Annotated in this window: 5 protein-coding genes; 3 read left to right on the top strand and 2 right to left on the bottom strand. The window is 40.6% G+C overall.

Annotation, left to right across the window (positions count from 1 at the left end):
* Nucleotides 1-351 precede the first annotated feature (351 nt).
* The 3 genes from MXE38_RS11535 (at nt 352) to prfA (ending at nt 6,816) form a co-directional block, all read left to right on the top strand.
* Nucleotides 352-834: a hypothetical protein gene (locus MXE38_RS11535; protein WP_246915142.1), complete on the top strand. Its 483-nt coding sequence runs from the start codon at nt 352-354 to the stop codon at nt 832-834.
* 1,031 nt (nt 835-1,865) lie between these two features.
* Nucleotides 1,866-5,516: a Na+/H+ antiporter NhaA gene (gene nhaA, locus MXE38_RS11530; RefSeq protein WP_246915140.1), complete on the top strand. Its 3,651-nt coding sequence runs from the start codon at nt 1,866-1,868 to the stop codon at nt 5,514-5,516.
* A gap of 205 nt (nt 5,517-5,721) precedes the next feature.
* Nucleotides 5,722-6,816, top strand: a complete 1,095-nt coding sequence (gene prfA / locus MXE38_RS11525; RefSeq protein WP_246915137.1) for a peptide chain release factor 1 — start codon at nt 5,722-5,724, stop codon at nt 6,814-6,816.
* Nucleotides 6,817-6,920: 104 nt separating this feature from the next.
* Here the strand turns inward: prfA and MXE38_RS11520 are convergent, their stop codons facing one another.
* Nucleotides 6,921-8,120, bottom strand: a complete 1,200-nt coding sequence (locus MXE38_RS11520; protein ID WP_246915134.1) for a hypothetical protein — start codon at nt 8,118-8,120, stop codon at nt 6,921-6,923.
* A 184-nt stretch (nt 8,121-8,304) separates the two neighbouring features.
* Entirely contained in the window at nt 8,305-9,138 is an 834-nt protein-coding gene (locus tag MXE38_RS11515; RefSeq protein WP_246915130.1) for a hypothetical protein, read from the bottom strand.
* Nucleotides 9,139-9,397 lie beyond the last annotated feature (259 nt).

The raw sequence follows: 9,397 nt of genomic DNA, 5'->3' as shown, positions 1-9,397 counted from the left end.
ACACCAAATAATATGATACTGAATCAAGTATTTAGCATGGGAAGCACTATGATATTTACTACTCATATTGTTCTCCTAACTAATACTTTTCACAAACACCAAATTTCGCAATAACGAACTTATAGATGTCATATAACTTTAAACAAGTATATGAAACCCCTATGAATTTAAAATAAATTTGCAACCCTATGGCGCTATACCACTAGGCAAGCCTAGTGGCTTGGTGCCTAACCTTTTGTAACGGGCTCAGTAGCTGCTCAAGTACAAAAGCTCTCTCAAGAGCAATGCAAGACTCAAAAATGCGTAGATGTTGCAAAACTTATTGCTAAAGCTAAAGACATTGATGAGGCCATGCATAGGGAAATTGATAAGGGAGCTAAGGTAAGTAAGGCCTCACACCCTGAGGTGGCTACTAACGCAGATAAAACTCCTGCTGAGCCTTTGGCCATGATTTCCACTCATGATCAAGACTCTTTACACTTGGAAAACACAGAGCATAGTACTGCTACTAACTCTAGTCAGAGCCTTACTGAGCAAGCTACTGATACTGCCTCTGATACTTCCTGCAAGGCCCCAACAGTAGCACAGCTAGAACCAAGTCTTAATCAGCTTGATGATCAAGGCATTAGCTCAGGCCAGAGCCAAAGCCAGAGCCAAGGTCAAGCCCAAAGCATTGAGCATGGCCTAAGTAAGAATCAGAGCCAAGAGCAGGGACAGGGCCAAGTAAATGGACAGAGCCAAGAGGCTTGCGATTTAGCCTTAGAGGCTCAGAGTAAGTCTGGGAAGGAGGGTAGAGATAAACCTCAGGAAGCTCATGAGCAAACTAAAATTTAAGCTCAAGTCTTTGCCTTAAGGGCCTAGCTAAACACTAGGCTGTTAAGTGGCTTAAGTTGCAAAGTAATAAGGGGTGATCTTTAGCCTTAAGATTGCCCCTTATATTAAGTAGGCCATGGGTTTTAGGTTTTAGGATTTATCAGGCGATTAAAAAAGGGGAGCAATATCAAATGAAGCTAAACTCTAGCTAATTTTTTTGTGTTGTAATTAAGTAAGCATAAGTTTGAGCATGGCAGCTCTTATAAGTTTTTTCTTGGAGAGCAAAGGTGCTCTTAGACTTACCTTGCATACCTTGGTGCGCATTAACTGTTAGCAGCTTTTAATAAGCTGACTTTTAGAGAGTTGTGCGTGAATTGGTGATATTAAAGAGTAGGTAGGGTAAGAAAAAGTAATTGTTCAGGAGGATAGGTTCCTGAGGGTATATTGCTAACAAGGATCACAAGATTAGCAGCTGATAATTGTTTTAGCTTGTTCCTTTGGGTAAATACACGTATATTGAATAAGATTGTTCTGGCAAATTATGATGGCAATGGGCCTAAGCTTATTAGTTCTTGTGGGAACTTAATCATGGTTAGCGATAGATAATGAAAAAATGAGCTTTTAAGGCTGAGCAAAAAAATACCAAAGTATTATCGTTCATAACCTAAGTCCTACATTAGCTAAAATCAGCCTAAAACATATAAGATTAAATATGTTTGGGGCTATCAACTATGTTCGTTTCTATTTAGATTTATCGCTTATTGAGAGCTGTAAGCTTAACCTAGCTTGATAATTTGGCTTGCACCTCAAGTCATTAATGCTAGACAGTATATATTTTCTAACATATGGGGCTGTTCTTAATCTTGGTGAAATCACCATATTTGTTTTTGCTAAACAATAATTACCTTAGCTATTGCTTGATTAAAAGTATCTTTTCTAAAGTTTAATTATGATAAGAACCTAAGGGGATAACACTTAGCATTTATGATGTGAGATGAGGTTGTTGGAGATTAAGGAGAGATTGGTTTAACTCTTGTAGACAGGGCATACAAGTGAGAGTGTTATCCGATTTAAGAGTTCGTCTACCACGGACTGTTGCCAAATTTACCCATAATGATGCCACAGGCGGTATCATTATGATGGCATGTATTGTACTAGCATTAATTCTACAAAATGGCTCATACTCAACTAGTTACCGTCATGGTATTGAGATGAGTGCTGGTGTAGTATTTGGCGATTTCCAATTAATTAAGCCATTGCTACTGTGGATTAATGATGGTTTGATCACCGTCTTTTTCTTTTCTATTGGTTTACAGCTCAAAATTGAGTTTGTAAAAGGTAATTTATCCAATCCCCGTAATATTATCTTGCCAGCCTTAGCGGCCATGGGTGGTATTCTAGTACCAAGTTTAATATTTACCCTCTTTAACCATGGTAACGAGTTTGCAATGCGAGGCTGGGCAATTCCAACCTCGACTGATACCGCCTTTTCAGTTGCCATTTTGTTATTGCTAGGTTCCCGTGTCCCTGCTTCTTTAAAGATTTTATTATTATCGACCTCTGTCTTTGATGACATGGGTGCGATGATGATTTTGGCTGTTTTCTATACCACTGATTTATCTACCTCAGCTTTGTCCCTAGCTGGCGTAGCAGTATTGGGCTTAGTATTGCTTAATTACTTTGGAGTGGGTAGAAAGTCACTCTACATTATTTTGGGCTTGATTTTGTGGTTCTTCATTCTAAAAAGTGGTGTGCATCCTACCTTAGCAGGTATTATCACTGCTTTCTCTATTCCTATGAAGAGCGCTTATGGCGAGCTAATGGTAGAGCCAATTTCAGATAGCTTAAAAGTGTGGGTATCATTATTTGTGCTACCTCTGTTTACCTTAGCTAATGCTGGTATTGATCTTTCTATGATTGATATTACTGGCTTCTTTGTGCCAATTAGCTTAGGTATTTTCTTTGCTCTGACTGTAGGTAAGCCTTTAGGTGTATTTTTAGTTATTTGGTTAGCCATTAAAGTAAGACTAGTAAAACAGCCATCAGATGCCAACTTTGTTCAAATTTACGGCATGTGTATCTTGACTGGTATCGGCTTCTCTATGGCTTTCTTCTATGATTCTTTAGCTTATGAGGGTAGTAGCGTTTTTGAATATGCTGATGCCTTAGCTATTTTAGTAGCCTCTTTTGTCTCAGGAGTTTATGGCTATTTGTTCTTACGTTTTGTAGCTTGCCGTACTGCCGCTATTGAATACCGCCCATGGCTTCCAAGCCCATTTGGTTATAAGGGTACTGCACGTACTGCTAACTTATACACCTTAGATAAGAGCACTCAAGGCCCTTCATCTGTGGCTCCTACTGCTGCTTTAGTTGCTGAGGCTAATGCCCGTGCTGCTGCCGCAGCCGCTGCTGCTAAGGCTGCTGATGAAGCTGCTGCCGCTGCCAAACAAGCTGCTGAGGCTGCAAAACAAGCTGCCGAGCTCGAGGAAGAAGCATCAGATGAGACCATTGCAAAGGTTCAGTTAGCTGCCGCTCAAGCTGCAAAAGCAGCTGCTAGTGCCGCTGTTTCTACTGCTAAATTGGATGAGTCAGAGGATGTTGATACTGCTGAGGTTGCTAAGGCTGCTCTTGAAGCTGCTAGTGCTGCAACTCAAGTGGCTCAAGAAGTAGTAGATGAGATGGAAAAAGAAGAGTATTCAGACCAAGAAGAGGCTGAAAATGAAGGCTCTAATGATCAGTCTCAATCAAAGTCAAGTGAAGACAAGGCCAGTGCTAAGAGCTCTGCTGCTACTAAAAACTCCGCTAAGTCTAATGAAGACAACTTGGATGATACCGAACCAGAGGCAGATCGTAAGACTGCTAAGAAGGCCAAAGATGAGGAAGAAACCTCTACTGAGTCTGACAAGAAGAGTGGTATTACCAGTGTTGCTACTAAGGCTATTGCTAAGGTAGTAAGCTCAATTATTCCTGAAAAGGATGAAGAAGCTAAGGAAAATAAGGAGAGCAAGTCCGATAAGTCAGATAAGGCCGAGCCTGCTGATGCTAAGAGCGAAAAAGAAACTAAGGCTCCTAAGAAAGCTGTAACTGCCTTACGTGCCGATGGTAAGGAAGAAGTACATGAGTTAGAGGATGATGGTCCAAAGACTGTAATTGCAGTTGACTCTGTAGGCTTTGCTAAGGTTCAACCATTAGTAGAAGAGCCTAAGGAAGAAATTGAGCCATTATCAGCTCACAGTATTGCTCCTGAGGAAGTTGCTGAGCATGAGCGTCTCATTAAGGGTGAATCTAATACCCACAAGAGCGTAGCTCCAGGTGCTAGTGCTGCCAACACCAGCTCCAGTGCCAAAACCAGTGCAAGCACAGCTAGCTCCGCCAGTGCAGCTAGCACCGCCAGCGCCAGCGATGTTCAAGAGCAAGTAACAGCTCAAGATCAGGCTAATAGCGCCGTTTCAGGCTCTGATAATGAGCCATCTCATGGCGAGGTTGCTTTAGATACAACTAGCGAAAGCCAAGAAACAGCAAAAGCTAAGCAAGATCAGTCCCTTAAGACTAAGGATACTGATGCTAATGCTGATACTGATGCTACCACTGACGCTAATGCTAGTGCTGAGGCTAAAACTGAGCACTTAGAAGATACTGCTAACAAGGTAAGTGGTGATAAGAAGGCTGAAAAGAAGGCTAAAGCTAAGTCAAATGCTGACTTTGATTCTGATATCTACTTAACTGAGGTGGTAGGATCAGTAGTGGCCCAAGTTGAGAAGATTGCCGAAGAAAAGGCCAAAGCTAAGAAGACAGTTAATGTAGCTGAGCTTATTGCTAAGGCTAAGAACATTGAAGAGGCAATCCATCGTGAGGCTGAAAAGTCCAGCAAGGCAGAAAAAGCTGATAAGCACGAAGATGCTACCCCAGCAGCCCCAGAGACCCCAGCTCAAGCTACCCCTGAGCCTGCTACTGACCAAGCTCAAGTAGCTACCCCTGATAAGGATAGCTCTTTAGAGCCAAAATCAACTCAGGAAGGGGCTGAGACTCAAAATGCACAGCCAAGTACCGAGGGTTTAGATGCACCTTTAAGCGCTGATGATTATCAGAGCAATCAGGAGCAAAAACCGGCTAATACTAGCAAAGAGGCTCATGAGCATATTGACCCACTTTTAGTATCTGATATCACTAAAGACTCTGATACCAAGGTGCTAAAAGAGCCATTACCAACTGAGCCAAAGGCAGAGCCAAATTTAGACCTGCCTCAAACTCCAAGCCCAGAGACTACTGCTGATGCTAATGCTACTGTAACGGCTCAGGCTCAAGATCCAGAGCAGGCCCAGGCCCTTGCACAAAGCCAAGAGCAAGGTCAGGCTCAAGCCGATGCTGTAGAGGCAAAGCTAGAGAGTGAAGCTCACAGTGAGGCAATTAGCTCTAATAAGGCTGGTACTAAGAGTGATGACTTGTTGGCTGCAAACTTTGATGCTGAGCTTGCTAAGCAAGAAAAAATTAAGGAGGAACTAAAGTCCAAAGAAAAGGATCATAGTGATATAGCTCCTTTAACCATTAGCGAGATTAGTAATCAAACTAGTGAAGAGTCAAGTGAAGTTAAACACTCTGATTCTCAGGGCTCCCAAGCTGAGCCAACCCAACAAGTGAGTGCCCAACAAGAAGGTGGTGTTCTTAAGAAGCTCGGTACCTTAATTGGCAAGCGCCATCACTAAGCTTTAGCTTTAATATTTAAGTAATACAAGCCCTTGTTTGTCATAAGCCGATAAGGGCTTTTTCCTTAGATAGAAGCTATGAACATTGGTAAATGAGGCAATAATATTGGAAAGTAGGCTTAGCAGTGTTAAAATAGGCGGTTAATTTGGCTTGGGCTGGCCCCAAGTTTTCTTTTTGGATGGTAGCTAACAATTAGGTTTTAGCATGCAAGAAAGTATATTAAGAAGATTAGACTCCATCGTTGAGCGTCACCAAGAGGTTGAGCAATTATTAGCCCAGCCTGATGTGATTGCAGATCAGGAGAAGTTTCGTGAGCTCAATCGTGAATACTCACGTTTGCAAGTAATGGTTGACACCTACAAAGAGTATAAGTCATGCGCAGCAGACTTAGAAGAAATGGAGCTTATGCTCAATGGTGACGACGAAGATATGAGAGCCATGGCCGAAGAAGAGGTAGGCCCAACTCGTGAGCGTATCGAAAAGCTTGATCACGATTTACAGATTTTATTACTTCCTCACGATGAGCGTGATGATTGTAACTGCTTTATGGAAATTCGCGCTGGTACTGGTGGCGATGAGGCTGCCTTATTTGCTGGTGAAATGTTCCGTATGTATACCAAATACTGTGAAGCTAAGGGCTGGACTTTAGAAGTTGTTTCCATGTCCGAAGGTGAAATGGGTGGTTGCAAGGAAGTTATTGCTAAGCTCTCAGGCGAAGGCGCTTATGGTTATATGAAGTTTGAGTCAGGTGGTCACCGTGTACAACGTGTGCCAGAAACTGAAGCTCAAGGTCGTGTCCATACCTCTGCCTGTACTGTGATGGTATTACCTGAGATCCCTGCATCACAAGCACCTGAGATTAATCCAGCTGATTTACGTATTGATACTTTTAGAGCATCAGGCGCTGGTGGTCAGCACATTAATAAGACAGACTCTGCTATTCGTATTACCCACTTACCAACAGGTATTGTTGTAGAGTGTCAAGATCAGCGTTCCCAGCACGCTAACCGTGCCCGTGCTATGGAAGTATTGATTTCTCGTTTAGCTAAGCTTGAAGAAGATAAGCGTAATGCTGCATTAGCTGAGCAACGTCAGAGCGTATTTAGCTCAGGTGATCGCTCCGATCGTATCCGTACCTATAACTTCCCTCAAAGTCGTGTAACTGATCACCGTATTAACCTCACTCTATACCGCTTAAATGAGGTTATGGAGGGTAAGCTTGACTTGTTGTTACAGCCAGTAATTGAGGAGTTCCAGGCCGAACAATTAGCGGCTATGGCAACTCAGGGCGGCCTCTAAATACTGCATGCTAATAGAATAATCTTAGCCTAGGTTCTAAAACTTAAATTAAGTAATAAGAATCTAGGCTTTTTTGTGCCCAAAACTAATTAGGCCAACCAAAATTAAAACAAACTAAAAATTTTGTTGAACAGATCAACAAAGAACGAATCGTGGTAAGTGAAGAGCACTGAAAAGATACAGAGAAATAAGAAAAGAATACCAATTAGTGTCAACTTGCCATACGTGAAAAGTCGAAGGTGATCGTCTCTAAGACTATTATGATCAGACCTTAACTCTAAAAACATTTGTTCAAAATTCGCAAAGCGCTGATCCATCTTATCAAAGCGTTCATTCATCTGTCGGCTTAATGATGCTATATCATCCTTAAGCTCGTTTCTTGTAGAGTCGATTTTAGAGTCAACCTTATTAATATCTTCCTTAAGCTCAAGTCTTGTAGATTCGATTTTAGAATCAACTTTATCGGCAGCTTTAGCAAGGTCGTCTTGAGTAGCAACTGGCTTTTCAAAGAGTTTTTGATTTAATTGATAGAGTTTAGAGTCAACTTTCTCAATATCTTCTTTAAGCTCAAGTCTTGTAGATTCGATTTTAGCAAGATCATCTTTTGAGGCAGCCTTAGCTTCAAGTTTAGCGAGATCCTCTTTCGAGGCAGCTGTAGCTTCAACTTTAGCAAGATCGTCTTTAGTGGCGACAGGCTTTTCAAAGAGATTTTGATTTAATCGATCGATTTTAGAGTCAAGTTTAGCGAGATCCTCTTTCGAGGCAGCTGTAGCTTCAACTTTAGCAAGATCGTCTTTAGTGACGACAGGCTTTTCAAAGAAATTTTGATTTAATTGATCGATTTTAGAGTCAAGTTTAGCGAGATCCTCTTTCGAGGCAGCTGTAGCTTCAACTTTAGCAAGATCGTCTTTGGTGACGACAGGCTTTTCAAAGAAATTTTGATTTAATTGATCGATTTTAGAGTCAAGTTTAGCGAGATCCTCTTTCGAGGCAGCTGTAGCTTCAAGTTTAGCGAGATCCTCTTTCGAGGCAACTGTAGCTTCAACTTTAGCGAGATCCTCTTTCGAGGCAACTGTAGCTTCAACTTTAGCGAGATCCTCTTTCGAGGCAGCTGTAGCTTCAACATTAGCAATATCGGTTTTAAGAGCTGCAAGAGCAGTATCAGTTGCAGACTTAGATTGATTCCAGTGAAAGAATCTTTCGTAAGTACCTGAATTTAAGTCATCAATATTTGGCATTTGATCAAAAACATGATTCTGATTCTGATCATATGGAACTTTGTTATAAGTAATAGCATTTGCCATGAAACTGCTCCGCTCAAAAAACAGAATTTAGATAAAGTAAATTAGAATAATATACCAGATTGTCTATTTGATACAAAACCGAAAACAATAGCCTCTAAGACTTATCAATCTTTGACTTTAAGTTTGAAAGCATTTGTTCTAGTTTCTCAAAGCGCTGATCAATCTTTTTGCTTAAGGATGATACCTAATCTTTGATGGAATTGATATAAAACTTAAGACTGTCTTCAGCTAAAAAAATAGAGCTCTTAAGACTGTCTTTATTTATATCCATATTGCGTACAAGGGTGTCTTTATGGATATCCATAAAGCTTACGAGGCTGTCGCCAGTAATATCAATTTTTCGATTAAGACTGTCTATAACTAAAAAAATAGAGCTCTTAAGACTGTCTTTAGTTCTATCAATATCGCACTCTAGACCCTTTTGAGCACTAGCAATATCCTTCTCAAGATAGTCTCTAGCGCCAGAAATATTGCGTTCAAGGCTGTTTTGAGTCCTTGCAATATCGCCCTTAAGCTCAGCTTTCATGGTATTGATAGTTTCGACGAGTTTGTTTTCCACACGATCAATTTTAGAGTCAACACGGGAAATAGCACTATCAAGTGAAGAGATTTTAACATCAAGCTGGGAGATAAGTCTTTCCACAACACGAACAATGTTAGATTCAACTTTAGGAAGATCTTCTTTGTTGGAAACTGGCTGTTCGCTGAAATTTTGATTTAATCGATCGAGTTTAGAGGCAAGTTTAGCGAGATCCTCTTTCGAGGCAGCTGTAGCTTTAACTTTAGCAATAGCGCTCCTGAGATCTTCAATAGCAGTAACAGTTGTAGAACTAGGTTGAGTACAGTGAGTAGATTTTTCGCAATCACCTAAACTTACGTCAGCAAGAAATTGCAGATATAGTAGATCTATTGGAGTAAATAGGATGTTGTTTGTAAGGTCGATTTCTTGCGTTTGCTCAAAGCCGATACTACGGTTTTGAGCGTATGGCGCATTCTCACAATAAAGAACAGTTGGCATACTTTAACACCACGCAAAAGCTTGTTGGGTTGTAAAAGCTTGTTGAGTTTACCTTATAAAAAGGCAGACAACTAAACTTTAAGAATTATAGCACTATCATCAAAAATGATCCATAATTTATATTATTAGCTCCATGTAGACAGACAAAGTATAAAGCTCACTCAATATATTGATAAATATCAATCTTATCAGGAAATCTTATATAGGTTAATATAGTGTAGTTTTATGAATTTATTCTATCTATTGACAATAGGTATTG

The sequence above is a fragment of the Anaerobiospirillum sp. NML120448 genome (genome assembly GCF_023050945.1).
GTDB lineage: Bacteria > Pseudomonadota > Gammaproteobacteria > Enterobacterales > Succinivibrionaceae > Anaerobiospirillum.
This window is presented reverse-complemented; position numbering and strand designations above follow the sequence as displayed.

Excerpts from the sequence above, each read along its gene's own strand:
- MXE38_RS11520 (WP_246915134.1), bottom strand. The coding sequence starts at position 8,120 with ATGGCAAATGCTATTACTTATAACAAAGTTCCATATGATCAGAATCAG.
- MXE38_RS11515 (WP_246915130.1), bottom strand. The coding sequence starts at position 9,138 with ATGCCAACTGTTCTTTATTGTGAGAATGCGCCATACGCTCAAAACCGT.
- prfA (WP_246915137.1), top strand. The coding sequence starts at position 5,722 with ATGCAAGAAAGTATATTAAGAAGATTAGACTCCATCGTTGAGCGTCAC.
- MXE38_RS11535 (WP_246915142.1), top strand. The coding sequence starts at position 352 with ATGCATAGGGAAATTGATAAGGGAGCTAAGGTAAGTAAGGCCTCACAC.